This window comes from Corynebacterium imitans (assembly GCF_000739455.1).
In the GTDB taxonomy this organism is placed as follows: domain Bacteria; phylum Actinomycetota; class Actinomycetes; order Mycobacteriales; family Mycobacteriaceae; genus Corynebacterium; species Corynebacterium imitans.
Genome location: NZ_CP009211.1, coordinates 2098336 through 2123012, shown reverse-complemented (window position 1 = coordinate 2123012; position 24677 = coordinate 2098336). Strand labels below are relative to the sequence as shown.

The following is a 24677-nucleotide window of genomic DNA, read 5'->3' as shown; positions in this document are numbered from 1 at the left end:
CTAAGCCAACATGAGCAGGCTGGCGGCCATGAGCCCCATGCCGCCCATCATCCAGTAGACGGAGACGTGGTGGTGGCCGGTCTGGATCGCGTTCGGCATGAGCTTGTCCACGCTGATGAACACCATGATGCCGGCGACGGCCGCGTAGGAAAAACCCATGGTCTGCGGGCCGAGGAAGGGCGAGATCAGCGCAAAGCCGATGAGCGCGCCTGCCGGTTCCGCGAGCCCGGACAAGGTGGCCCATCCGGCGGCGCGCCAGCGGTTGCCGGTCGCGCGCGATAAGGGCACCGCCACGGCGACGCCCTCCGGGATGTTGTGGAGTGCAATCGCGATGGCGATCGGGATGGCGAGCTTCGGGTCGGTGTAGGCGGCCATGAAGGTGGCGAAGCCCTCGGGGAAGTTGTGCAGCGCGATCGCGATACCGGTCATGAGACCCGCGCGGCGCAGCGTGGTTGCCTGCGGGGCGGTCGAGGTGCTCGGCTCGTGCGGGTTGATGTCGTCGGGAACCAGCCGGTCGATCACGGCGATCAGCGCCACGCCGAAAAAGAAGGCGGCGATGGCGGACCAGTCGTTGTCCAGCGCCTCCATCGACTCAGGCAGAAGCTCGACCAGCGAGATGTAGATCATCACCCCGGCCGAGAAACCGAGCGAGCCGGCGAGGAAGCGGTCCCCGATATCGCCCTTGAGCGCCACAAGCACGCCGCCGAGGCCGGTGGATAAGCCGGCGAGCAGCGTGATGGCCAGGGCGGTCGTGAACATGGACTGAGTATATCGCTAGCTGGGCAGCCGGAAGCGGCCGTCGGCGTCTTGCACGGCGAGGCCGTCTTCGAGCAGGGAAAACAGGGCGCGGTGGGTTTGGGCTGGGTGGGGCCAGGTGGCGTCGATAAGCGACTGCTCGACGGGACCTGTGGCCTCGCGCAGCACCCGCATGATTTTGCCGCGTACCTGGCGGTCGGTGCCGGCGAACTTCTGCGTGCGCGGGGTGAAATCGGCCGGTGGCTGGCCGGCGGCGAGCCACGCGCAGTCCACCACGGGGCATTCGCTGCATTTCGGCGCGCGCGAGGTGCACACCAGCGCCCCGAGCTCCATGAGCGCGACCGAGAGCACCGGGCCGTGCGGGATTTCGGTCAGCTCACGCTTGCTCGGCCGCACCTGCGCGACGCCGCGCACCGCTCGCGCGTGGACGCGCCGCACGTTCGTATCCACCACCGGCACATCCTGGCCGAATGCGAAGTTCGCCACGGCGCGCGCGGTGTAGTCGCCGATGCCGGGCAGCGCGAGTAGCGCGTCGACATCCGCGGGCACCTCGCCGCCATGCTTCTCGACGATCACCCGCGCACACTCCAACAACCGCAACGCCCGCCGTGGGTAGCCGAGGCTGCCCCAGGCACGCAGCACCTCGTCCGTGCCAGCCTGCGCAAAAGCGTGCGGGGTGGGCCAGCGCGCGATCCACTCCTCCCAGATCGGAGCGACGCGCTCGACCTGGGTTTGGTGGCTCATGACCTCGGAAAGCAGCACGCCCCAGGCGGTTGTGCCCGCCTTGCGCCACGGTAAGTCGCGCGCGTTGCGGCGATACCACGAGACCAGATGCTGATATTGCTTCGAAACTTCCACGATGAGTGACAGAATAAACATATGACTGAACAAACAGAACTCGACCCGTCCACCCCCACCGAAGTGTGGGCAGCACTGAAGGCGGGCAACGAGCGCTTCGCCACCGACCGCACGCTTGCCCCGCACCGCGACTCCGCCCGCCGCAGCGCACTGACTTCCGGCCAGAACCCTTTCGCCGCCGTCATCGCCTGCTCCGACTCGCGGGTGCCCGTCGAGCTGCTTTTCGACGCCGGGTTCGGCGACGTCTTCGTCATCCGCAACGCCGGCGGCTGCATCGACTCCTCCGTCAGTGGCTCGGTGGAGTTCGCCGTCGAGGACCTGGGCGTCTCGCTGGTGCTCTTCTTGTCGCACGAGCGCTGCGGCGCGATCGGCGCGGCGATCCAAGGCGTCAACAGCGCGGCCCTGCCGACGAACCTGACTCGCGTGTTTGTGGAGAAGATCGCGCCGTCGGTAATCAGCGCCCAGGCAGACGGCCCGGTCGACGCCGCGGAGATCGAGCGTACCCACGCCAAGGTCACCGCCGAGCACCTCATCGACCGCATCCCCGCCCTGCGCAAGGGCATCGACGAGGGCACCGTCGCCATGGTTGGTGCGCGTTACCGGCTCGAAGACGGCCGCGTCGAGACCGTGTATGAGAACTTTGGCAACTAAGGTGAAGGCATGACACACCAGCGCCCCACCGGTAATCGTCGCCCCTCCCAGCCCCCGCGGCGGAAGCACGCGCCGGAGATCTACATGCGACGACGCGTCCTCGCGCTCGTCCTGCTCCTGCTCGTGGTGGCGCTGATCATCTGGGGCATGGTCGCCTTCGCCAAGGCGGTCGGCGGCTCGGGCAAGGACGAAAACCCGGAGGCCACGGAGACCGTCGCCACCGCCACCGAGGATGCGCCGGTGACCGAGCCGACCGTGCCGGAGCCCAGCGACGCGCCCGCCTCTTCGCCCTCTTCTTCGCCCGCCCCCGCGCGCGAAGAAGAGCAGGAGGACACCGCCACGGCGGCCGCGCCGGAAAACCCCGGCGAGTGCTCGCTGAAAGACCTGCGGATCACCGCGATGACGAACCAGCCCTCCTACCCGGCGGGGACCGAGCCGGTGCTCTACATGGAGGTGGAAAACCCCACCGAGGTGGACTGCGTGATCGACCTGGAGGCCTCGCCGCTGCGCTTCGAGGTGTACTCCATGGGCACTAACGACCGCATCTGGTCCGATACGGACTGCAACCAGCCGATGCTCACGGGCACCGAAACCTTCGCGCCGGGGGCAACCCGCGGGTTTGAGGCGCGCTGGTCCGCCACCAACTCCGCACCCGATGCGTGCGAGAACCGCGCGCCGGTGCCGGCGGGCTCCTACTTCCTGCACGCGGTGATCGGCGACAACGCCTCGGACCCGGTGCCGTTTAACATCACCTAGCGGGGGAGACGGCCGCAATCGCTTGGGCGAGCGTTGCGGCCTCGGTGATTTCCATGCCGTTCACGGAAGCCTCCGCGCCCGCGGGGACGATGGCGCGCTCGTAGCCTAAGCGGGCGGCCTCCTGCAGGCGGCGCTGTAGGTTGGGCACGCGGCGCAGCTCGCCGGCAAGACCTACCTCGCCGATCACCACGGTCTTCGGCGGCAGTGGCGTTTCGTGCAGGCTGGACCAGGTGGCCAGCGCGACCGCCAGGTCCGTCGCCGTCTCCGTGATCCGCACCCCGCCGACGGTGGCTACGTAGGCGTCCTTGTCGTTGGTGCGCTGCCCGCAGCGCGCTTGCAGCACGGCCAGCACCATCGGCACGCGGTTGAAGTCCAGGCCGGTGACCACGCGCCGCGGACTCTTGTTCACCGGATCGACGGTTAGCGACTGTACCTCGGCCAGGATGGGGCGCACCCCGTCCATCGCCACGGTCACCGCGGAGCCATCCGGCGTGTTGCCGCGATGGGAAAGAAACAGTCCGGAGGGGTCCGGCACTTCGCGGATGCCCTCGGCGGTCTGCTCGAAGCAGCCGACCTCGTCGGTCGCACCGAAGCGGTTTTTGATCCCGCGCAGCATGCGCAGCGAGGAGTGGCGGTCGCCCTCGAAGTTGAGCACGACGTCCACGAGGTGTTCGAGCACGCGCGGGCCTGCGACGTTGCCGTCTTTGGTCACGTGCCCCACGAGGAGCACCGGCATGTTCGTCGTCTTAGCCAGGGTGGTCAGCGCGGCGGTCACGGCCCGGGACTGCGCGACCCCGCCGGCCACGCCTTCGACGCCGCTGGCCTGCATGGTTTGCACAGAGTCGACGATCAGGAGCGAGGGCTTGAGCTCTGCGACGTGCCCGAAGACCACATCCAGGTTGGATTCCGCAGCGAGGTAGAGGCTGTCTTTCAGCGCACCGGTGCGCTCGGCCCGGCCGCGAACCTGGCCCGCGGACTCCTCGGCGGTGCAGTAGAGCGCTTTGCGTCCCTGCTCGGCCCAGCGGGAGGCGACTTCGAGCAGGAGAGTGGATTTGCCCACGCCCGGCTCGCCTGCCATAAGCACGACGGATCCGGGGACCACGCCGTTGCCGAGCACCCGATCAAGTTCGGTGATGCCGGAGGCGATGGTGTGGGTCGACGCCGCGTCGACAAGCGTGATGGGCTTTGCGCTCGACGCAGGCGTCAGCGGTGCCGACGGGGCTGGCGCGCTTTCCTGCAGGGTCCCCCACGACCCGCATTCGGGGCAGCGCCCGAGCCACTTCGGCGAGGAGTAGCCACACTCGGAACAGGTGTGGATACTGCGCGGCTTCTTAGCGATCTGCTTCGCGCTCCTGCTCGCCCGACTGCCGCGTCGGTGCGGACACGGGGACCTCAATCTCGAGCGAGGTGCTATCGAACTCGAATTTCACCGGGACGACGCCGCCGTACGCGAAGTCCTGGTTTTCCACAGAGGTGGCCACGTACTGGATGGAGCCGTCCTTGGACTTCGGCATGTTCTTCAGGCCCTCGGCGGAATCCGCGACCAGCGAACCGTTGTAGGTGATCGGACGCGAGCCTCCGAGCGTGGCCGGGGTGCCGTCGACGGTGACGGACTTCAGCGTGTGATCCTTCATGCTGCGGTCCTGGTTGGTCACGGTGAACTTGACCGCAGCCTGGCCGTCCTCGGCGAGGACGACGGTGGCGTCCTGCACCGAGAGCTCCCTGTCCTCGGTGAAAGCGGTGGCACCGTCGACCGCAGCGACCTGGTTCGAGGTCTGGGTGATCTGGCCGGCGGAGCAGCCGGTAAGTGCCAGTGCGGAGGCGACTGCGACGGCGGCGAGCGGCTTCAGGGACTTCACGTGGGTGTCCTCCATCGTTTATGTAGAGCGCGTAGTTTTCTCCGCTTTACCTTAGCCGGAGCTGCCGCGGTTTTCCCAGTTTCCTTGCCCTTCCCGGGGCTGCCCAGGCCAATCGGGGGTAAACTTTGGTTGCGGTTTTGGGGCCCGGCTCCCGGGTGTGGTGGGCGTGGCGCGAGTAAGCAGGTGCGAAAACGCTACGGTGGTAGGGTTGGGCAACGATGACTGAAGGAGCTTCAATGGAATTCAAGGTCGGCGAAGTCGTGGTTTACCCGCATCACGGTGCGGCGAAGATCGCGGATATCGAGCAGCGCGAGATCGGCGGGGAGACCCTCGACTACTTGGTGCTGCAGATCCTCCAATCCGACCTGGAGGTCCGCGTGCCGGTGAAGAACACCGAGCTCGTCGGCGTGCGCGACGTGGTCAACGAGGAGGGCCTGCAGAAGGTCTTCTCCGTGCTGCGCGAGGAGGACGTCGAGGAGGCGGGCAACTGGTCCCGCCGCTACAAGGCGAACCAGGAGCGTCTCGCATCCGGCGATATTAATAAGGTGGCCGAGGTCGTGCGCGACCTGTGGCGCCGCGACCAGGGCAAGGGCCTGTCCGCGGGCGAGAAGCGCATGCTGGGTAAGGCGCGCCACATCCTCGTCGGCGAGCTCGCGCTGGCCGAGCCGGTGGATGAAAAGAAGGTCGAGGAGATGGAAGAGGCCATCCGCAAGATCATCGATGAGCAGGTTAAGGCCGGGATCTCGATCGCGCCGGAGCCGACGGACGAGGATGAGGATGACCTGGACATGGAGGACCTCTCCTTCGACGACGAGAAGTAGCCGTGTCTCGTAGGGTCGTCGCCGTCGTCGCGGCCGCGGGTCAGGGCACGCGCCTGGGTGCGGATGTGCCGAAGGCGTATGTGCCGCTGCGCGGACGCAGTCTGCTTGAGCGCTCGGTGACCGCGATGGAGACCGCCGAGATTGTCGACGCGATTTACGTGGTGGTCAGCCCCGCGATGGAGCCGGTGGCCCGCCGCGCTTTGCAAGGCCACGAGGTGACCTTCGTCCACGGCGGTGCCGAGCGCGCCGACTCCATCTATGCGGCGTTGCGCGCCGTCCCGCTTGCCGACGCCTGCGTGCTCGTCCACGACGCCGCCCGCGCTTTAACCCCACCCGGCATGATTGCGCGCGTGGCCCGCGCGGTCCTCGACGGCGCGGACGCCGTAGTGCCGGTGCTGCCTGTCGCGGACACGATCAAAGAAGTCTCCGCCGCCGGTGCGGTGGTGGCAACTCCGGACCGCTCGCGCCTGCGCGCCGTACAGACACCGCAGGGTTTTGACCTGCGCGAGCTGCGCGCGGCGAACGAGGCGTACTTCGCAGGCTCGCAGGACTTCGTCGCCACCGATGACGCCTCGCTGATGGAGTGGTTTGGCGCGGAGGTTGTCACCGTGCAGGGCGACCCGATGGCCTTTAAGATCACGACCCCGATTGATCTGCGTCTGGCCACCAGCATCACCGACGAGGCGGAGCCGACGATCTTCGAGGTACCGGGCAACTAGGGGTGAATCGCGCAGGTAGTCTTGCGTGCATGACTCAAGACTTCAGCAAATTGCGCGTTGGAACTGCCTTTGATGCCCACCAGATCCAGGAGGGCAAGCCGTGCTGGATTGCGGGCATCCTGCACGAGAGTGTCGACGGCTGTGAGGGCCACTCCGACGGGGACGTTGTCTCGCACGCGGTTGTGGACGCGGTGCTTTCCGCCGCTGGGCTGGGCGATTTGGGCTCGTTTGTAGGGGTAGGACGCCCGGAGTACGACGGGGTGATGGGCACCCAGCTGCTCAAAGAGCTGCGCGAGCTGCTGGAACGCGAGCGAGTGCGCGTGGTGAACGTCTCCGCTCAGCTGATCGGGCAGAGCCCGAAGATGGGCCCGGTGCGCGAAGAGGCGGAGCGGGCGTTGAGCGAGGCCCTGGGCGCGCCGGTGTCGGTGTCGGCCACGACCACGGACCACATGGGATTTACGGGTGCGGGCCAGGGGAGGGCTGCGATTGCGACGGCGCTGGTTGAACTAAGCTAGCGGGCGTGACTCAACGCATCTTTGATACCAAAACCCGCACGCTGCAAGACTTCGAACCCCTGCGCGAGGGGCACGTGTCCATTTACCTGTGTGGTGCGACGCCGCAGTCCGCGCCGCACATCGGGCACTTGCGCTCCGGCGTGGCTTTCGACATTGTGCGTCGCTGGTTTTTGGCCAAGGGGCAGGACGTGGCGTTCGTGCGCAACGTCACCGATATTGATGACAAGATCCTGAATAAGGCCGCCGAGCACAATCGCCCTTGGTGGGAGTGGGTATCCACCTACGAACGCGAGTTCACCCGCGCCTACGACACACTCGGCGTGCTGCCGCCGTCGGTGGAGCCGCGCGCCACGGGGCACGTGACCCAGATGGTGGACTACATGCAGCGTCTGATGGACCGCGGTTTCGCGTACGCCGCCGACGGCTCCGTCTACTTCGACGTGGACGCGTGGGTTGCTGCCGAGGGTTCCGACTACGGTTCGCTGTCCGGCAACCGCCCGGAGGACATGGCGCGCGGGGACGCGGGTGCGGGCAAGCGCGGCCCACTCGATTTCGCGCTGTGGAAGGCAGCGAAGCCGGGTGAGCCGAGCTGGCCGACCCCGTGGGGTGAGGGCCGCCCGGGCTGGCACTTGGAGTGCTCGGCGATGTCCACCTGGTACCTCGGCTCCGAGTTTGACATCCACGGCGGCGGCCTTGACCTGCAGTTCCCGCACCACGAGAACGAGCAGGCCCAGTCGCATGGCGCGGGCGATGGATTCGCGCAGTACTGGATGCACAACCACTGGGTGACCATGGCTGGCGAGAAGATGTCGAAGTCGCTGGGCAACGTGCTCTCCATCGACAACATGCTCGAGGCCGTCCGCCCGGTCGAGCTGCGCTACTACCTGGGCAGCGCGCACTACCGCAGCGTGCTGGAGTACTCGCCGGAGGCGCTGCAGGAGGCGGCCGCGGGGTATCGCCGCATCGAGGACTTCGTGCACCGCGCAGGCACGCCGGAGCCTTCCACCTGGTCGGAAGCGTTCGAGCAGGCGCTTGACGACGACTTCGCGGTCCCCAAAGCCCTTGCCGAAATCCACAACACGGTCCGGGCGGGCAACAGCGCACTCGTCGCAGGCGATGCGGATAAGGCCACCGAGCTTGCCGCCCAGGTGCGCGCGATGGCGAGCGTGTTGGGCGTGGACCCGGGCGCGTGGGACAATGACGCAACTGGCGGCGCGGCCGATCAGGCGCATCACGCGCTGGACACGTTGGTGCAGGCGGAGCTTGCTCGCCGCACTGAGGCCCGGACGAACAAGGACTGGGCGGTTGCCGACGAGGTACGCGACCGCCTCAAAGCCGCAGGCATCGAGGTCACCGACACCGCCGACGGCCCGACCTGGCAGATCAAGGAGTAGGAGACGAGATGGCAAAGCCGTACCAGCGTCCGGATAAGCAGAAGACGCACAAGAAGGGGGCCACGAAGGGCTCCGGTGGGCAGCGCCGCCGCGGCCTGCGTGGCAAGGGCGCAACCCCGAAGGCGGAGGATCGCGTCTACCACGCCGCGCACAAGCGCAAGCAGGCGCGTGACCGTCGTAACCAGGGCCGCCACGAGCGCGAAGTGGCGGACATGGTGGTCGGCCGCAATCCGGTCATCGAGTGCCTGCACGCGAAGGTGCCAGCCGAGGCGCTCTACGTGGCGCAGGGCACCGGTCACGACGATCGTTTAAGCGAGGCGGTCGCCATCGCCCAGTCGCGCGGCATCCCGGTCTCCGAGGTGCAGAAGCGCACGCTTGACGAGATGACCGGCAACGGCATGCACCAGGGCATCGGCCTGAAGATCCAGCCGTACAAGTACGCGGACGTTTTCGACCTGATGAGCAGGGTTGACGGCAACGGCATGTTCGTGGTGCTGGACAACATCACGGACCCGCGCAACCTGGGAGCGGTGATCCGCTCGGCGGCCGCGTTCGGCGGCGACGGCGTGATCATTCCCGAGCGCCGCTCCGCCCAGGTCACGGGCGTGGCATGGCGCACCTCCGCCGGTACTGCGGCACGCCTGCCGGTGGCGAAGGCCACCAACCTCACCCGCACGATCAAACAGTTCAAGGACAACGGCTACATGGTCGTCGGCCTGGATGCTGGCGGCGAGCACACGCTCGATACCTTCGATGGCGCGTGCGACCCGGTGGTCATCGTCGTTGGTTCGGAGGGCAAGGGTATTTCCCGCCTGGTGCGCGAGAACTGCGACGTGATCATGTCGATTCCCACCGAGGAGTGGGTGGAGTCGCTCAACGCCTCTGTGGCGGCGGGCGTGGTGCTTAGCGAGTTCGCCCGCCAGCGCCGCGCGGCGAAGTAGAGCTCTAACGCGCCGTAATCCGGCGTGCTTGCCACGCCCCGATCCCGCGACAGATCACGTAGATCCCGAAAGAAACGAACGCGACGAGCACGCTGACAGGCAGGCCGGGTGCGAGTGAGAGGACGAACCCGCCGACGGCGGAGACCTCGGCAAACACGACCGACAGCAAGACCGCGAGCTTCGGGTTGGCGGTCACAGCGACGGCGCTCGCGCCGGGCGTGATCAGCAGCGCCATGACCAGCAGCACGCCGACGATCTGCACGCTGTTCGCTGCGGCGAGGCCGACGAGGACAGCGAAGACGGTGGCCATGGTGCGCACGCGCACTCCGGTCGCGGCGGCCATCACAGGGTCGATGGAGGAAAACAGTAGCGGCCGCCACAACGCGACCACTGCGGCCACTACCACCACGGTGGTGATCGCCAGGGCCCACACGCTTGTCGACGCCACGCCGACCACCTGCCCCGTCAGCAGCGACATCGCGATGCTGGAGTTGCCCGGGTACAGGTAGATACACAGCACGGAAATACCCATGCCGAAGCTCATGACCACGCCGACGGCGGAGTCGTTGCCGCCCTTGAATCCCAAAAGCGCGAGCGCGATTGCGGCAGCGATTGAGCCTGCCACCGCGCCGAGCGAGACGTTAAAACCGATGAGCAGGGCGGCTGCGGCGCCCATGAGCGCGAGCTCGGAGGTGGCGTGGACGGCGAAGGACATCTGCCGCATCACGATCAGCGGGGCGAGCACCCCGGAGAGCACACCGAGGAAGGCGCAGGCCACCAGCGAGGTGATGACGAAGTCCTGGGAGAGCAGGTAGACGGTGGTATCCCACATCAGATGATCACCGTCTTTCCACCCGCGCGCACGACCTGGACGGGTGCGCCGTAGAGCTCGGAAAGCACGTCGGATTGCAAGACTTCGTCGGCGGTGCCGATGACGTGGCCGTTCGGCCCGATGTAGAGGACTTTGTCCACGATGTCGATGACGGGGTCGATGGAGTGCGTGATCATGGCCACCGCCGCCCCCGACTCCTGAAAGCGGGCGATGGTTTGGCGCTGGCGTGCGACATCCAAAGAGAGGAAGGGCTCATCGGCCAGGATGATCTCGGGGTCTTGCGCGAAAGCTTGGGCCTGGCGTACGAGTTGTTGTTGGCCGCCGGAGAGGCGGCCGACGTGGGCGTCGATAAGCGAGGGGGCCCCAACAAAGGCGAGCAGGCTTTCGGGCTCACCCCCGGCGAGCGAGACGAGGTCGCGCACGCGCGCCGGGAGATGGGCGGGGAACATCTGCTGCTGCGGGATGTAGCCCACACGGCCGCCGAGTGTGATCGTGCCCGAGTCGAGTTTCTGCATGCCGAGCGCGGCGCGCAGCAGCGTGGATTTGCCGGAGCCGTTGGGTCCGAGAATGGCGAGAAACTCGCCGGGGGCGAGCTCGCATGTGATGTCGCGCCACAGGGGCGTGGTGGTAGCGTTACGCAGCTGCAGCATTGAGCTGGTCAACGATTTCCTGGAAGTAGTCGAAGAAATTCTTGCCGTCCTGCGGGGTCTCGGTGATGTCCACGACCGGCACGCCGGCTTCCTTAGCCGCGGCGACGAGACGCTCGGAGACGGCGTTGGGGGACTGGGAATTATTGATCAGGATATCAGCATCCTTGATCGCCTCGAGCGTCTCGGCAACGGCGGCCGCGGAAGGCTCGGAGTGGTTCAGCGTTGCGTGGCGGTAGGACTCCGGTGTGGCGTCTACCAGCGCGGACTCCTCCACGATCGCGTCGGCGATCGGGTGGGTCTGGATCACGTTGGTCTCAGGCAGCTTGGCCAGGGACTCGTCGATGCCGGCGAGCTTGTCGTCGAGCGAGTTGCCACCGATCTGCTCGGCGACGTCGCGGATGGCCTCGGTGGAGTACCAGATGTGCTCGTTTTCCTCGCCGTGTGCGTGGTCATGATCGTGGCCGTGCTCGTGCTCGCCATGCTCGTGCTCGCTGTGGTCATGGTCGTGCGCCTCGGCCGGCGGTAGCGCGGTGATGAGCGTGCCCTTCGCGGCCGTGTAGAGGGGCGCGTCGTAGGCGCCGCCGTTAGCCACCACGGTCGCGGCCTGGGCAATCTTAGCCAGGTCGGCGGCGGTGGGTTCGTATTCGTGGGGGTCGGTCGAGGGGTTGCTGATGATCGCTTCGACCTCGTCGCCAGTTGCGGCGGAGGCGACGTCGGCCCACACCTGGGTGGTGGCGACCATGGTGCCGTCGCCGGCCTGCTCAGTGTCCTGAGCGGTGTCTTGCTCGGCGTCCTGCGCGCCGCAGGCGGTGAGGGTGAGGGCGAAGGCGACTGCTGCGATCCGTTTCATCATGCAGCCCATCCAACCACTAATGGAAACGATTTTCAAAATGGGAGGCGGGGTAGCATGGCTGCATGCCTGCGACGCTCGCCTCCATCGCTGCCGACCTCGGTATCTCCCGCACGACGGTCTCGAATGCGTACAACCACCCGGATCAACTCTCGCCAGCGCTGCGTCGCCGGATCCTCTCCTATGCCGAATCGCGCGGCTACGCGGGACCCAACCCGCACGCGCGCTCGCTGCGTACTCAGCACACCGACACACTTGGGGTGGTGCTCACCGAGCACTTGAGCTTCGCCTTCGAGGACCGCGCGTCGGTCGATTTCCTCGCCGGCGTCGCGGACTCCAGCGAGTACGCGCTCACACTCATCCCGACGGGGGTGAGCGTGCATGATGCGATTGTGGACGGCGTCATCGTCTATTCGGTGCCCGAGAACGCGCAAATGCTTCTCGACGCAAAGACGCGCAACCTCCCCCTCGTCATCTGCGACCAGCCGACGAATGTCCCGGACGTACCGTTCGTAGGCATCGACGACGCGAGCGCGATCGCGCCGGCGGCTGAGGCGCTCGTCGCAAACGGGCATAGGCGCATCGGGATCCTGGCGAAGCGCCTGTTCAGCACCCCCACCAACGGGTTTGTAGAGCCCGCGGCACTCGACGCCGCCGACCTGCACCTCCAGCGCGCCCGCATTTGCGGCGCGCTGGAGGTCTTCAAAGCTGCGGGCCTCCGCGACGTCCCGGTGGTCACGCGTGACCAGAACGACCTCGCTGCCGCCACAGACGGCGCCCGCGAGCTGCTCGAGACGCACCCGGAACTGACAGCGGTGCTGTGTACGACGGACTCGATGGCGCTCGGCGTCATCGAATATTGCCGCGGCCGCCGCGCCATCCCAGAGGAACTCTCGGTGACCGGCTTCGACGGCATCGGTGTGCCGGGGCTGACCACGGTGGAGCAACCGAACCGGCGCAAAGGGGAGGTCGCGGCGATGCTGGTGCGCTCGCTAATTGAGGGCCGCCCGCAACGCCGCGAAAAGACGCTTCTGCCTACGAGGTTTCTGCCAGGTACGAGCGTCGCGCATGCGCCAGCTGGGTAAGCAGCTGCGCCATCTCGGACACACTCGCGACCCGGTACCGCGCCGCGCTGTCCTGGGCCCCCACCTTCACGCCCACATCGGGGCCCTGGTTGAGGACTGCCATGGCGGTTTCGTCCGTGGTGTCGTCGCCGGCGAAAAACGTGGCGGCAAAGTCGCGTTTGCGCTGCGCGAGCCACGACCCCTTCGTCACGTCGACGGCGGAGAACTCCACCACGTTGTGCCCGGGCGTGACCGGGCGAGAACCGGTATCCAGCGCGCGGGCTGCGCGCAGCAATTCGCGGGCGCGCTCCGGGTCGCAAGCCGCGAGCGGGGCGACGTGCAGCACGCGCTGGTACGGCTTTTCCTCCACGTAGGCGGGCGGAGTCGCGATCCGCTCCAGCTCGCTGCCGATGCGCTCGAGGTAAGCGGCGTCTTCGGGCTCGAGCGTCGGGCCGGGCTCGGCACCGTGGGAACCGACGCGTACCAACCCCTGCAGCGAAGGCGTCTCCGGCAGGACCTCGGCAAGGCCCTCGAGGTGGCGGCCGGTAAGCACGGCCACTTCTGTGTTCGGGAGGGTAAGGAGGCACGCGATCGCGTTGAGAGCCTCCGGGTGGGCGCGCACCGCGTAGGGGTCGGTGTTAAATTCGGCGAGCGTGCCGTCGAAATCTAGGCAGACCAGCAGCGACTCGGCGCGGGCGAGGTGGGCGATGGGGTCGTCAAGCGGGCTCACAGCGACATCAGCCGCACGCTCGGCGGCTCGACCGTGTCCTCAGTGGAAGTCCACAGCAGCTCGGTGTCGGTGAGCTGCTCGGTGCGGAATTGCGCGCCGGGGACGAGGATGCTGGTCAGCTGCTCGTGGACGTGTCGGGCCCCGCCCTCGCAGTTGCCTGCGTCGCCCACCTCGACCTCTTCGATGGTGAAGGTGTCGTCCTCGGTGCGAATCGACGCCTGCAGGTCAGCGCACGCGGTGTTGCCGTCGAGTTCGGTTTCGGAGATGTGGAAGTTGGCCAGCCCCGCGGCGTCGGCAAGCAGGGCCCCGGGCTCGGCGGGATCCGTGTGGACGGCGACCACCTGCCAGGTGGGAGCGTCGCTGCACGCGGCGAGCGGCAACGCGAGGGCGAGCGCGAGGGCGCGGACGGGTTTCATAGTGCCTCCAAAAATGACGCCGCCCAGGCGTCAACATCGTGCGTGGTCACCCACTCGTACATGGTGCGCATGCGTTGCGGGTCGGGGTCGGCCGCGGCTTCAATCGCGCGGACGATCGAGTCCACGTCGAAAGGGTTGCACAGGTAGGCCTGGTCGAGCTCGACGGCGGCGCCTGCGAACTCGGAAAGCACAAGCGCGCCGCTGCCGTCCGGGTGGCAGGCTACGTACTCCTTGGCCACCAGGTTCATCCCGTCCTTAAACGGCGTGACCAGCATAATGTCGGCCGCAGCGTAGTAACTGCCCAGCTCCTCCTTGCCCACCCCGTGGTGGACGTAGTGGATCACCGGCCGGCCAACGCTGCCGAAGCGCCCGTTGATGCGCCCGACCGCCGCCTCCACCTCGCGGCGGGTCTCGCGGTAGTGCTCGATCCGCTCGCGCGAGGGCGTGGCCAGCTGAATCAGTGTGGCTTGGTGACCCGCCTCGAGGAACCGCTCGAAGGCGAGCAGGCGCTGCAAGATGCCCTTGGTGTAGTCCATCCGGTCGACCCCCAGCATGAGTAGCTCCGGGTTGCCCACCAGCTCGCGCACCCGCGCCGGGTCGCCCGGGGCCACGGCGTCTGGGTCGATGGAGATGGGGAACGTGCCGGTGCGCACGCGGGCGTCGGCAGGCAGCAGCCCGCGGAAATTCTGCTCGTCGGTGCCTCGCTGGAAACCGATCAAATCGCAGGCCTGAAGCGAGCTCAGGATCTCCTCGCGCCACGGCAGCTGCCGGAACAGGTCCGGCGAGGGGAAAGGGATGTGCAGGAAGAATCCGATCTTGAGGTCCGGGCGGCGCTCGCGCAGAAGTCCCGGAACCAGCTGCAGCTGGTAGTCCTGCACCCACACCGTGGCACCGTGCGCCGCTTGCTTTTCGACGCTCAACGCAAAACGCTCATTCACCGCCACGTAACGCTCCCACCACGCCTGGTGGTACTGCGGCGCAACAATCAGGTCGTGGTAGAGCGGCCACAGCGTGGAGTTGGAAAACCCCTCGTAGAAGTCGGTGTAATCCGCCTCATCGAGGGGCACGGGCACAAGCTCGATCCCGCCCGCACTAAAGGGTGCAAGCGAGGTGTTGGTCTCGCCGGGCCACCCCACCCAGCAGCCGCCGCGGGCACGCAGCACCGGTGCGAGCGCCGCAACGAGCCCGCCCGGGGAGGCCTGCCAGCGACCCCCCACGCGGTCGACGGGCAGCCGGTTGGCCACCACCACAAAGTCGTACACGCTTAGGACTTCTTCGCCGTCTTCTTCTTGGTGGCCTTCTTCTTCGTAGCCTTTTTCTTCGTGGCTTTCTTCTTGGTGGCTTTCTTCTTCGTAGCCTTTTTCTTGGTCGCCTTCTTCTTGGTGGCCTTTTTCTTGGTCGCCTTCTTCTTCGCGGTCGAGCCGGTGGCTTCCTCGTCCTCGTCGCCCAGGATTTCCTCGGCGTACTTCTTGTAGTTAAAGCCCTTCGGTTCAACGCCCAGCATGGACATCAGGGTCACCCCGTCGAAGAAGTCCTCGGCGTACGTTGCCACGATTCGCCGGGCGCCGGAAGCGGTCTGCTCCTCCATCTCATTGATGGCCTCTGGCGAGGGGCGGGAGTCGGTGATCTTCGGTGGCACTACGGGTTCCTCCTTGAATAAGACACAATCTCAAACCGCGATTCTACGCCAAAGCTAGTGGCGGCGACGCCTCGGCCGCCGGGCGGCCGCCTCCGCGCGGCGAATCTGCTGGAAAGTCAGGCGGCCCGCGCGCTTAAAGGCCCGGTACGGAATGTAGAGCTGGGGGCGGCGGATCCGGCGTGCCACCCACTCGCCGAAGATCACGCCGCCGGCCAACGCCATACAGGTGGCGATCGCGGTGAAGATGTTCGACATGCCCACCACCATCTGCTCGTTGAGCACCGCGTAAAGCCCGCGATAGATGCCGGAACCAGGCAAGAAAGGAGTGACGCCAGCGACCGCGGTAATCACCGGGTTGATCAGCAGGCTACGGGAAATCAAACCACCGGCCAGGCCAATCACGATCGCGCAGGCCGTGGTGGCGAGGAAGGCGTCCGTGCCCAGGGGGATGAGGAAGACGTAGTAGATCGTGGAACCCGCCGCGGCGGTCAGCCCTGAGACGATGACGGCCTGGCGCTCCGCAAAGCACGTCACCGCGAATGACGCCGAGGCCAGCGCCCCGCCGAGGATGCGCCAGCCTGCGCTGCCCAAGGAAGGCTTGCCCAGCATCGTCTCCAGCGGTGGTAGCCCGACGCCCATGCGCTCGGCGAAGTACAAGCCGATCGCCACGCCGGCGACGATGCCGCCGGAGGACAGCATGGTCTGGAAGAAGCGGGAGGCGGCGGTGACGGGGGAGCCCGTGATGCCGTCGAAAAGCGATTGCACCAGCGTGAGTCCTGCGAGCAGCACAATAATGCCCGAGGCGATGACCTGGCTCGGCACGATCGTGTGGCCGATGGATGCGGAGAAGTCGTAGAAGAGCGCGGCCGGGATCGTGGCGAGGAAGCCGCCGAGGACGCAGTGGTAGAAGTAGGGCAGCGAGTTGTGCGACAGGACCTTGTTAAAGCCCATGATGAGGAAGGCGGTCAGCCCGCCGACCAGTGCCATCAGCAGGTCTCCACCCAAGAGGATGGACACTGAGGCACCCATGACCGTCCAGCCTGCGAGGTTGCGGGCGTTGCGGTACGGGATGGGCTCGTTCTCGATGTCGTCGAGGATCTTCTCCGCGACCTCCGGGCGAGTGGCGCCGGCGCGGATCGAGCGCATGAGCCGGTCCGCCTCCTGCAGCTTGCGGTAGTTCTCGCTCATCATCGTGACCACGCGGAAGACATTGACCGGCGTGCGCCGCTCAATGCCGATGATCGTGTTCATCGTGATCGTGTTGACCGTGATGTCGACGTGGCAATAGTGCAGGCCGTACGCGGAGATGACCGTGCGGATCTGGGCGATCGCATCCGAAGACGTCGTGCCATTGGCAATGAGGATCTCGCCGATGCGAGCGCCGATGTTCATCACCGCGGCCACCTGCGTGGGATCGGTGAGGTCGACCGGGGCGAGGACCGATGGGGGCGGGGAGGTGCGGGCCGCGTCAATCGTTGCGACGTGGCTGCGCGATCCCCGAAATCGCTGCCAGAGCTGCTCTACTTTCGTCACAGCCGAAACACTATCTGGTGACGCTATTTCGCGCACCTACGGGGCGGTGTGTAGAATTTGTGGGCACTGCTGGAGTGGCGCAATCGGTAGCGCAACGCACTTGTAATGCGTAGGTTGCGAGTTCAAGTCTCGTCTCCAGCTCGGTCCACAAACCCCTCACTTACCGGTGAGGGGTTTGTCGTCTGCGCTCTTTGTTATTACCCCCACTATTACTTGTCACCCCCAAGACAACGTTCAGGAAACGTACAGTGGTGGGGAGTTAAATGGTCACTTGCTGTTCCCACAAAAAGGAGTACTAGACATGGCTGATACCAACCAGGGCATCAAGGTCCTCGTGGTTGATGATGAACCGAATATCGTCGAGCTGATTACCGTCTCCCTGAAGTTCCAGGGCTTCGAGGTGGAAAGCGCGAACTCCGGCCAGGAGGCGCTCACCATTGCTCGCGAGTACCGACCGGACGCCTACATCCTGGACGTGATGATGCCGGGCATGGACGGCTTCGAGCTGCTGGGCAAGCTGCGCCAGGAAGGCCTCGACGGCCCGGTGCTCTTCCTTACCGCCAAGGACGCGGTGGAGGACCGAATCCACGGCCTGACCATCGGCGCCGACGACTACGTGACCAAGCCCTTCTCCCTCGAGGAGGTCATTACCCGCCTGCGCGTGATCCTGCGCCGCGGCAACGTCACCGACGACGAGAACCAGGACGGCACCATCCGCTACGCCGACCTGACGCTCAACGATGAGACGCACGAGGTCACCAAGGCCGGCGAGATTATCGACCTCTCTCCGACCGAGTTCAACCTGCTGCGCTACCTCATGCTCAACGCAGAGGTTGTGCTGTCCAAGGCGAAGATTCTGGACAACGTGTGGCACTACGACTTCGGCGGCGACGGCAACGTGGTCGAGTCTTACATTTCCTACCTGCGCCGCAAGATCGACACCGGCGATGTGCCGCTGATCCAGACCGTCCGCGGCGTCGGCTACGTGCTGCGCACCCCGCGCCAGTAGTTTCAAGGGTCTATGACGGTCAACCGCTTCACCGCCAAGTCATACAACCAGGCGAGCAAGCCGCTGGAGAAGCAGCTCGTCTCCATGGTGGTCTTCGTGGCAACGCTTGGCATTCTGCTGAGCTTCGCCACGGTCTACTTCCTCATGCGCGGCATCCTGACGCAGCGCGTGGACGAGCAGCTCGAAGAGGGGATCGACACCTGGGCGGGGCAGGGGACCTGGATCCCGTCGATCGGCGTGCCCAGCGAGTTCGCCCAGGCCACGTGGTTCCCCGGCTACCCGTACCCCTTCTCCCGCTACACTCCGCGCGGTAACCCGCCGGACTGGGAACAGCTCACGGTGCTGGACTCGCCGCAAACGATCAACTCCAAGAACGTGGATAGTTCGGAGGAGCTGGTGAAGTGGCGGGCGTTGGCGTCGAAAAGCGATGACGGCACCATCACGCTGGTGGCCAAGCGGCTCGAATCCGAGGAGCGCATCTTGCGCTGGCTCGCAGTGGTGGAAGCGACCCTGGGACTTACCGCGGTGATCGGCATCGCCCTGGCTGCGCGTACGTTGGTGCGGCGCTCGCTGGCGCCGCTGCGCGAGGTGGAGCAAACCGCCCTGGCCATTGCCGACGGCGACGTAGATCGGCGCGTGCCCGCATGGTCGCGGGAGACCGAAGTGGGCAAACTGTCGTACGCGGTCAACACGATGGTCACCCAGCTGCAGGAATCCGTCAACGACGCGCAGGCGAAGGAGGAGCAGATGCGCCGCTTTGTCGGCGACGCCTCCCACGAGCTGCGCACGCCGCTGACCAGTGTTCGCGGCTACGCCGAGCTCTACCGCAAGGGGATGGCGCCGGACGCAGACATGGTCATCGACAAGATCGAGGAAGAATCCGGCCGCATGCAACTGCTGGTCGAAGACCTGCTGGCACTCACCCGCGCGGAGGGCACCCGCCTGGACCGGAAGACCGTGGAGATGCAAAAGATTGTCGACGCGGCCGTCTCCTCGGCACGGGCGGCGTACCCCGAGCGCTCCATTGAGGTGGATGATCAGTGCCTCCGTGCCGCCGAAGTCAACGGCGACCCGGACCGCCTCCACCAGGTGCTGATGAACCTGATCAACAACGCTTTCAAACACGGCGGGCCCGAGGTGGACGTGGTGATTAGACTGCGCGAGAACCTTGACCGCGTCGTGCTCGAGGTCGCGGATAACGGCAAGGGCATGTCCGAAGAGGACGCGGCGCGTATCTTCGACCGCTTCTACCGCGCCGACGCCTCCCGAAACCGCGCCGGTGGCGGCGGTTCCGGCCTGGGTCTGGCGATTACCAAGTCGCTCATCGAACAACACGAGGGCACCATCACCGTGCAGACCGCCCCTGGCGAGGGCGCGACCTTTGTCATCTCCCTGCCGCTGCTCCACAAGGTGGAGGAGGATGCCCCTGCGGCGGGTGCGAAGGACAAGACGAAGGGTAAGGCGGCGAAGTCGAAGACGAAGTCTAAGGGCAAGTCCAAGGATGCCAAGCGGGGGAATAAGGAGAACGACGAGGGCGAGCGTTAGGGGGGGCGCTGGCGGCTTCCGGTGATTTTGGGTGACTGCTGCTGGCGGTTTCGGCGTTGGCTCCTGGCGGTTTCGGCGTTGGCTCCTGGCGGTTTCGGCGTTGGCGTAAATGGAGCTAGCTCCGTTTGGAGTTGCGGTCAAGTGGCGACCTGCGGTTTTGGTGGCGCGTTGGGTGTAAATGGAGCTAGCTCCATTTGGAGTTTTCGGTTTCGCGCGACCAGGGAGTTTGCCAGCGAGGCACAACAAAAGGAGCTAGCTCCATTTGGCACAACCGGGATCGCGCGACCTGGGGTTTTCCAGGCCGCTCCCGTGCAAATGGAGCTAGCTCCGTTTAGAAAACCATCTAACCGATCGCGTTACGCAGCGTCTCGGCGGCTGCGTCCATCTTTGCCGGATCCGTCTCGTCGGCGCGCATGACGCTGGCCAGGTTGTAGCCGGACATGTCGTTGGCGGGGAAGACGTGGATGTGCGCGTGCGGGACCTCGAAACCGGCGATGAGGTAACCGGCGCGCTCGCAGTCGAACTCGCTCACGATCGCGCTACCGATGCGCTGTGCCACCGCGTTCATCTTGGCCCACAGCTCGGGCTCAATATCTGTCCACTTGTCCACCTCCTTGACCGGCACGACGAGCGTGTGGCCGTAGGCGATGGGCTCGATGGTGAGGAAGGCGGCGACGTCCTCGTCCTTGTACACGAAGCGGCCGGGGATCTCGCCGTTGATGATTTTTGTGAAGACTGTGCTCATACTCTCAAACCGTACCTGTAAGTTTGAGGCCATGCGCATCCTTGTTATCGGTTCGGGCGGCCGTGAACACGCCCTGCTCAAAGGACTTGCCGGCAACGAACTCTTTGTCGCGCCCGGCAATGCAGGTATGGAATCGCTGGCGAAGTGCCTGCCTATCGACGCTTTAACGCCCCAGCCCATCGTCGACCTAGCCAAAGAGGTTGACGCGGAGCTCGTCGTTATCGGTCCGGAGGTGCCTCTGGTCGCAGGCGCTGCCGACGCGCTGCGTGAGGCGGGCATCCCGGTCTTTGGCCCGACGCAGGAGGCGGCCCAGCTCGAGGGGTCGAAGGCCTTTGCCAAGGACGTGATGGCCGCAGCCGGCGTGGCGACGGCCCGCGCACTCCGCGTCACCCCGGAGGAGGGCACTGCGGGCGTGGAGTCTGCGCTGGAGCAGTTCGGCCCGAACTACGTGGTCAAGGACGACGGGCTGGCCGGTGGTAAGGGCGTCGTAGTCACCACGGACCGGGCGGAGGCCGCAGCCCACGCGAACGCGGTGCTTGAGGCCGGCAACCCGGTGCTCTTCGAGTCCTTCCTTGAAGGCCCCGAGGTGTCCCTGTTCTGCCTGGTTGATGGCGAGACGGTCGTCCCGCTGTTGCCTGCCCAGGACCACAAGCGCGCCTACGACAACGACGAGGGCCCGAACACTGGCGGCATGGGTGCCTACACCCCGCTGCCGTGGCTGCCCGAAGGCGGCGTGGAGCGCATCGTCGACGAGATCGCCCGCCCGGTCGCACGCGAGATGGTCGCCCGCGGCATCCCGTACCAGGGCCTGCTCTACGTCGGTGCGGCGTGGGGGAGTGAGGGCCCGTCGGTGGTGGAGTTCAACGCTCGCTTCGGCGACCCGGAGACCCAACCGGTGCTCTCGCTTTTGAAGACTCCGCTGGACACGGTGCTCTACGCCGTGGCTACCGGCACGCTGGCGGATCTCGCACCGCTCGAGTGGGAGGACGGCTTTGCCGCCACGGTCGTGCTCGCTGCGGAGAACTACCCGGCCAGCCCGGTCAAGGGCGATGCGATCACCGGCGCGGAGCTGGACAACCCGGACAAGGTGCTGCACGCTGGCACGAAGCGCACGGACGCGGGCTACGTCTCCGCAGGTGGGCGCGTGCTCAACGTGCTCGGCCGCGGTGCGACGCTGGAGGAGGCGGTGGCGGATGCCTACCGCGTCATCGAGGGGATTGAGATGCGCGGGTCCTTCTACCGCAAGGATATTGGGCGGCGTGCGGTGGCCGGTGAGGTGAGCGTCGAGAAGCAATAGCCCCTGATGTGCGATAATTGGGCGCGTGACTAAAAAGCCTGCAAACCCCAACGTCCTGTCCAACCGCTACGCTTCGCCGGAGATGGCGAAGTTGTGGAGCGCCGAGCACAAGATCATCCTCGAGCGGCAGCTGTGGATCGCTGTCATGCGCGCGCAGCGTGAGCTCGGCGTGGAGATCCCGCAAGAGGCTATCGACGCCTACGAGGCCGTCATCGACCAAGTCGATCTTGACTCGATTGCGGATCGCGAGCGCGTGACCCGCCACGATGTGAAGGCGCGCATCGAGGAGTTCAACGCGCTCGCCGGCCACGAGCACATCCACAAGGGTATGACCAGCCGCGACCTGACCGAGAACGTCGAGCAGCTGCAGATCGTGCGCGCGCTCGAGCTCGTGCGCAATAAGTCGGTCGCGCTGCTCAAGGCTGTGGGCAACCGCGCCGATGCATATAAGTCGCTCGTGATGGCTGGGCGCTCCCACAACGTTGCCGCCCAGGCCACCACGCTGGGCAAGCGCTTCGCGTCCGCTGCCGACGAGATCCTGGTGGCGGTCGCCCGCATCGAGTCGCTGCTCGACGGCTACCGGCTGCGCGGCATCAAGGGCCCGATGGGTACTGCCCAGGACATGCTCGACCTGATGGACGGCGACGAGGCGAAGCTCGCCGAGCTGGAAACCAAGGTCGCGCACCACCTCGGCTTTGACACCGTCTTCGATTCGGTGGGCCAGGTCTACCCGCGCTCGCTGGATTTTGAGGCGATCTCCGCGCTCGTGCAGCTCGCCGCCGGGCCGTCCTCGCTGGCCACCACCATCCGTCTCATGGCGGGCAACGAGGTTGTCACCGAGGGCTTCAAGGAAGGCCAGGTCGGCTCCTCGGCCATGCCGCACAAGATGAATGCGCGCTCCTGCGAGCGCGTCGGCGGTTTCCAGGTCATCCTGCGCGGCTACCTCACCATGGTCGCCGACCTGGCGGGCCAGCAGTGGAACGAGGGCGACGTGTTCTGCTCCGTGGTGCGCCGCGTCGCGCTGCCGGACGCCTTCTTCGCCATCGACGGCCAGTTGGAAACCTTCCTCACCGTGCTCGACGAGTTCGGTGCCTTCCCGGCCATGATCAACCGCGAGCTCGACCGCTACCTGCCGTTCTTGGCCACCACCCGCATTCTCATGGCGGCGGTGCGCGCCGGGGTCGGCCGCGAGACCGCGCACGAGGTGATCAAAGAAAACGCGGTCGCGATGGCGCTGGACATGCGCGAGCACGGCGCCGAGCAGAACCTGATCGAGCGCCTGGCTAACGATGAGCGCCTGCCGCTCGACCTGGCCCAGCTGGAAGAGGCGCTGGCGGACCGCCACGCCTTCATCGGTGCGGCGGAGTCCCAGGTGGACCGGGTCCTCGCGCGCATCGACGCCGTGGTGCAGAAGTACCCGGACGCGGCTAACTACCGCCCGGGAGAGATCCTGTAGCTGCTAGCGATCTTCCCAGCGCACGTTTTCGAGCGCCACGCCGGTTGCCGGTTCGCCCGGGTCCACGCGGCGCTCCCAGGAGGCGAGCACGGTGGTGTAGGCGCGGCCTTCCTCCAGATCGGGCGTGTAGCCGGTGGGCGCGCCGCTGCCGATGTCGCAGTAGGCCTCGGCCGCTGAGCGCAGCGCCACCTTCGCGTCCCCGCTCGGCTGGTGCGCGGAGCCGGGCGCAGCCGGTACGGAGTTCGCACGCCGCGTGGTGGTCACGGGCGCGCCGTCGGCATCACGCACCACGGACTCCTGCGCTGTGACAAGCTTAAGTCCCGGGACCGGCACTGTCGCGTGCTCAGGGGGCGCGTCCACGCGCACGGGGGTCAGCGTGACGGGGTAGCAGTAAAACGCGCTGTAGCGCTGCGGTTCCGGGGAGCGGATGTTGTTGGCCGCTTCCGTGCCAGAGATGCGCTGAGGTGCCTCGACGGCAACCTCCCACTCGACTTGCGCGCCGGTGGCGGGGTCCGTGGTGGTCGTGTGAGTGCTTTCCCCGAAGGCGAGGACGCGCTCCTCACTCACTGGCTCAGCCGCGGCCGGTGCCTGCTCGCTGGGCTCGTGTGAGCAGGCCACAAGGGCTGCGCACAGGCTGGTGACGAGCGCGGCGGAAAGGGCGCGTGAGGCGTGGCGTTTGACCATGCGGAACATGGTAGTGGTGGGGTATATGCTTGGTGCCATGCGTCCAGAGCTTTCTGACTACACTCACCTTTCCGGCGGCAAGGTCCGCGAGATTTACCAGGTCGATGAGGACACGCTACTGATGGTGGCCACCGACCGCATCTCCGCCTTCGATTTCTCACTGGAGCCGGCGATCCCGGACAAGGGTCGAATTCTCACGGCCACGTCGATGTTCTTCTTCGACCTGCTCGCCGGGGTGCCGAACCACCTCGCGGGCCCGATCGATGACCCGCGCATCCCCGAGGAGGTGTTGGGGCGCGCGATGGTGGTGAAGAAGCTGGACATGGTCCCCTTCGAGTGCGTCGCGCGCGGCTACCTCACCGGCTCGGGGAAGAAGGAGTACGACGAGCACGGCATGGTCTGCGGCGTGAAGCTGCCTGACGGCCTGGTTGAAGCGTCCAAGCTGCCGGAGCCGATTTTCACCCCGGCAACGAAGGCGGAGCAGGGCGACCACGACGAGAACGTCTCGTTTAACTACATGGCGGGCAAACTGGGCCAGGAGCTCGCGGAGCGCCTGCGTGAGCGCACCCTCGAGGTTTACACCCGCGCCGCCGAGTACGCGGAGTCGAAGGGCATCATCCTGGCGGACACGAAGTTCGAGTTCGGCTTGGACGCCGACGGGGAGCTCGTGCTTGCCGACGAGGTACTCACCCCCGACTCCTCCCGCTACTGGCCCGCGGACACGTACAAGGAGGGCCAGAGCCAGCCGAGCTTTGACAAGCAGTACGTGCGCAACTGGCTGACCGGCCCGAAGTCGGGCTGGCGTCCCTCGGAAGGCACGCAGCCGCCGGAGCTGCCGGGTTCGGTGGTGGAGGCCACGCGCGATCGCTACATCGAGGCTTACGAGCGCCTCAGCGGTAAAAAGTTCGCGGACTGGCCGGGCGCGAACGCTTAAGCGCCGTGCTCTAGGCTTAGGTG

The 24677-nt window shown here is 66.3% G+C and carries 27 protein-coding genes and 1 tRNA gene; 14 read left to right on the top strand and 14 right to left on the bottom strand.

Annotated elements, in window-relative coordinates; all coding sequences use genetic code 11:
* Both zupT and CIMIT_RS09990 read right to left on the bottom strand, forming a co-directional pair.
* Positions 1 to 759, bottom strand: a complete 759-nt coding sequence (zupT, locus tag CIMIT_RS09995; RefSeq protein ID WP_038592427.1) for a zinc transporter ZupT — start codon at positions 757 to 759, stop codon at positions 1 to 3.
* Positions 760 to 774: 15 nt separating this feature from the next.
* Positions 775 to 1635, bottom strand: coding sequence for an HhH-GPD family protein (locus CIMIT_RS09990; RefSeq protein WP_038592424.1), 861 nt, complete (start codon positions 1633 to 1635; stop codon positions 775 to 777).
* Between CIMIT_RS09990 and CIMIT_RS09985 the strand changes: the two genes are divergently transcribed.
* Both CIMIT_RS09985 and CIMIT_RS09980 read left to right on the top strand, forming a co-directional pair.
* Positions 1636 to 2265: a carbonic anhydrase gene (locus tag CIMIT_RS09985; protein ID WP_038592421.1), complete on the top strand. Its 630-nt coding sequence runs from the start codon at positions 1636 to 1638 to the stop codon at positions 2263 to 2265.
* 9 nt (positions 2266 to 2274) lie between these two features.
* Positions 2275 to 3021: a hypothetical protein gene (locus CIMIT_RS09980; protein WP_038592418.1), complete on the top strand. Its 747-nt coding sequence runs from the start codon at positions 2275 to 2277 to the stop codon at positions 3019 to 3021.
* On the opposite strand, the gene radA is transcribed toward CIMIT_RS09980, so the two are convergent.
* Together radA and CIMIT_RS09970 are read right to left on the bottom strand one after the other, a co-directional pair.
* On the bottom strand, positions 3014 to 4360 hold the full coding sequence (gene radA, locus CIMIT_RS09975; RefSeq protein WP_038594695.1) for a DNA repair protein RadA: 1347 nt from the start codon (positions 4358 to 4360) through the stop codon (positions 3014 to 3016). The genes CIMIT_RS09980 and radA overlap by 8 nt on opposite strands.
* Entirely contained in the window at positions 4353 to 4895 is a 543-nt protein-coding gene (locus CIMIT_RS09970; protein WP_038592414.1) for a hypothetical protein, read from the bottom strand. Before CIMIT_RS09970 ends, radA begins: the two co-directional genes overlap by 8 nt.
* Before the next feature lie 221 nt (positions 4896 to 5116).
* Here CIMIT_RS09970 and CIMIT_RS09965 point away from each other — a divergent pair, with 221 nt between their 5' ends.
* From CIMIT_RS09965 to rlmB, 5 genes are read left to right on the top strand one after another with little or no spacing between them, the layout of a single operon-like run.
* A complete protein-coding gene (locus CIMIT_RS09965; RefSeq protein ID WP_038592411.1) occupies positions 5117 to 5701 on the top strand; it encodes a CarD family transcriptional regulator in 585 nt (194 codons plus the stop codon).
* Positions 5702 to 5703: 2 nt separating this feature from the next.
* Positions 5704 to 6420 carry a 2-C-methyl-D-erythritol 4-phosphate cytidylyltransferase gene (ispD, locus tag CIMIT_RS09960; protein ID WP_038592407.1) on the top strand — a complete coding sequence of 239 codons (717 nt, stop codon included), beginning with the start codon at positions 5704 to 5706 and terminating at the stop codon, positions 6418 to 6420.
* A 29-nt stretch (positions 6421 to 6449) separates the two neighbouring features.
* A complete protein-coding gene (gene ispF, locus CIMIT_RS09955; RefSeq protein ID WP_038592404.1) occupies positions 6450 to 6935 on the top strand; it encodes a 2-C-methyl-D-erythritol 2,4-cyclodiphosphate synthase in 486 nt (161 codons plus the stop codon).
* Between the two features lie 5 nt (positions 6936 to 6940).
* The gene (gene cysS, locus CIMIT_RS09950; RefSeq protein ID WP_038592401.1) at positions 6941 to 8329 is read left to right on the top strand and encodes a cysteine--tRNA ligase; all 1389 of its coding nucleotides are present in this window, start codon (positions 6941 to 6943) and stop codon (positions 8327 to 8329) included.
* A gap of 8 nt (positions 8330 to 8337) precedes the next feature.
* A complete protein-coding gene (gene rlmB, locus CIMIT_RS09945; RefSeq protein ID WP_038592398.1) occupies positions 8338 to 9270 on the top strand; it encodes a 23S rRNA (guanosine(2251)-2'-O)-methyltransferase RlmB in 933 nt (310 codons plus the stop codon).
* Positions 9271 to 9274: 4 nt separating this feature from the next.
* On the opposite strand, the gene CIMIT_RS09940 is transcribed toward rlmB, so the two are convergent.
* The 3 genes from CIMIT_RS09940 to CIMIT_RS09930 are packed head-to-tail and all read right to left on the bottom strand — an operon-like array spanning position 9275 to position 11605.
* The gene (locus CIMIT_RS09940) at positions 9275 to 10102 is read right to left on the bottom strand and encodes a metal ABC transporter permease (protein ID WP_038592395.1); all 828 of its coding nucleotides are present in this window, start codon (positions 10100 to 10102) and stop codon (positions 9275 to 9277) included.
* Positions 10102 to 10752 (bottom strand): metal ABC transporter ATP-binding protein, encoded by a 651-nt coding sequence (locus tag CIMIT_RS09935; RefSeq protein WP_038592392.1) that lies wholly within the window; start codon positions 10750 to 10752, stop codon positions 10102 to 10104. The genes CIMIT_RS09940 and CIMIT_RS09935 overlap by 1 nt, the downstream gene beginning before the upstream one ends.
* Positions 10736 to 11605 (bottom strand): metal ABC transporter solute-binding protein, Zn/Mn family, encoded by an 870-nt coding sequence (locus CIMIT_RS09930; protein WP_051904942.1) that lies wholly within the window; start codon positions 11603 to 11605, stop codon positions 10736 to 10738. The genes CIMIT_RS09935 and CIMIT_RS09930 overlap by 17 nt, the downstream gene beginning before the upstream one ends.
* 62 nt (positions 11606 to 11667) lie before the next feature.
* Between CIMIT_RS09930 and CIMIT_RS09925 the strand changes: the two genes are divergently transcribed.
* Positions 11668 to 12687 (top strand): LacI family DNA-binding transcriptional regulator, encoded by a 1020-nt coding sequence (locus tag CIMIT_RS09925; RefSeq protein WP_038592389.1) that lies wholly within the window; start codon positions 11668 to 11670, stop codon positions 12685 to 12687.
* Here CIMIT_RS09925 and CIMIT_RS09920 read toward each other — a convergent pair.
* Genes CIMIT_RS09920 through thrE form a run of 5 tightly spaced genes read right to left on the bottom strand, consistent with a single transcriptional unit; the run spans position 12638 to position 16984 of the window.
* Complete coding sequence (locus CIMIT_RS09920; RefSeq protein ID WP_051904941.1) at positions 12638 to 13396, bottom strand: trehalose-phosphatase; 759 nt, start codon at positions 13394 to 13396, stop codon at positions 12638 to 12640. The two genes, CIMIT_RS09925 and CIMIT_RS09920, sit on opposite strands and share 50 nt — an antisense overlap.
* Positions 13393 to 13812 (bottom strand): hypothetical protein, encoded by a 420-nt coding sequence (locus tag CIMIT_RS09915; RefSeq protein ID WP_051904940.1) that lies wholly within the window; start codon positions 13810 to 13812, stop codon positions 13393 to 13395. The genes CIMIT_RS09920 and CIMIT_RS09915 overlap by 4 nt, the downstream gene beginning before the upstream one ends.
* Positions 13809 to 15074, bottom strand: a complete 1266-nt coding sequence (locus CIMIT_RS09910; protein WP_038592386.1) for an alpha,alpha-trehalose-phosphate synthase (UDP-forming) — start codon at positions 15072 to 15074, stop codon at positions 13809 to 13811. Before CIMIT_RS09910 ends, CIMIT_RS09915 begins: the two co-directional genes overlap by 4 nt.
* A gap of 2 nt (positions 15075 to 15076) precedes the next feature.
* Positions 15077 to 15451 (bottom strand): hypothetical protein, encoded by a 375-nt coding sequence (locus CIMIT_RS12750; RefSeq protein WP_038592383.1) that lies wholly within the window; start codon positions 15449 to 15451, stop codon positions 15077 to 15079.
* Between the two features lie 54 nt (positions 15452 to 15505).
* Positions 15506 to 16984, bottom strand: a complete 1479-nt coding sequence (gene thrE / locus CIMIT_RS09900) for a threonine/serine exporter ThrE (protein WP_038592380.1) — start codon at positions 16982 to 16984, stop codon at positions 15506 to 15508.
* A 68-nt stretch (positions 16985 to 17052) separates the two neighbouring features.
* On the opposite strand from thrE, the gene CIMIT_RS09895 reads away from it, so the two are divergent.
* The 3 genes from CIMIT_RS09895 (at position 17053) to CIMIT_RS09885 (ending at position 19538) form a co-directional block, all read left to right on the top strand.
* A tRNA-Thr gene (locus tag CIMIT_RS09895) sits at positions 17053 to 17125 on the top strand.
* 160 nt (positions 17126 to 17285) lie between these two features.
* Positions 17286 to 17993: a response regulator transcription factor gene (locus CIMIT_RS09890; RefSeq protein ID WP_038592377.1), complete on the top strand. Its 708-nt coding sequence runs from the start codon at positions 17286 to 17288 to the stop codon at positions 17991 to 17993.
* Between the two features lie 12 nt (positions 17994 to 18005).
* On the top strand, positions 18006 to 19538 hold the full coding sequence (locus CIMIT_RS09885) for a sensor histidine kinase (RefSeq protein ID WP_084674346.1): 1533 nt from the start codon (positions 18006 to 18008) through the stop codon (positions 19536 to 19538).
* Positions 19539 to 19881: 343 nt separating this feature from the next.
* Here the strand turns inward: CIMIT_RS09885 and CIMIT_RS09880 are convergent, their stop codons facing one another.
* The gene (locus CIMIT_RS09880; protein WP_038592374.1) at positions 19882 to 20283 is read right to left on the bottom strand and encodes an HIT family protein; all 402 of its coding nucleotides are present in this window, start codon (positions 20281 to 20283) and stop codon (positions 19882 to 19884) included.
* A gap of 31 nt (positions 20284 to 20314) precedes the next feature.
* Between CIMIT_RS09880 and purD the strand changes: the two genes are divergently transcribed.
* Both purD and purB read left to right on the top strand, forming a co-directional pair.
* Entirely contained in the window at positions 20315 to 21580 is a 1266-nt protein-coding gene (gene purD, locus CIMIT_RS09875) for a phosphoribosylamine--glycine ligase (RefSeq protein WP_038592371.1), read from the top strand.
* 25 nt (positions 21581 to 21605) lie between these two features.
* The gene (purB, locus tag CIMIT_RS09870; RefSeq protein ID WP_038592368.1) at positions 21606 to 23036 is read left to right on the top strand and encodes an adenylosuccinate lyase; all 1431 of its coding nucleotides are present in this window, start codon (positions 21606 to 21608) and stop codon (positions 23034 to 23036) included.
* Positions 23037 to 23039: 3 nt separating this feature from the next.
* Here purB and CIMIT_RS09865 read toward each other — a convergent pair whose 3' ends face one another.
* The gene (locus tag CIMIT_RS09865) at positions 23040 to 23720 is read right to left on the bottom strand and encodes a hypothetical protein (RefSeq protein WP_144311844.1); all 681 of its coding nucleotides are present in this window, start codon (positions 23718 to 23720) and stop codon (positions 23040 to 23042) included.
* A gap of 37 nt (positions 23721 to 23757) precedes the next feature.
* Here CIMIT_RS09865 and CIMIT_RS09860 point away from each other — a divergent pair, with 37 nt between their 5' ends.
* A complete protein-coding gene (locus CIMIT_RS09860) occupies positions 23758 to 24654 on the top strand; it encodes a phosphoribosylaminoimidazolesuccinocarboxamide synthase (protein ID WP_038594685.1) in 897 nt (298 codons plus the stop codon).
* Positions 24655 to 24677: the final 23 nt, after the last annotated feature.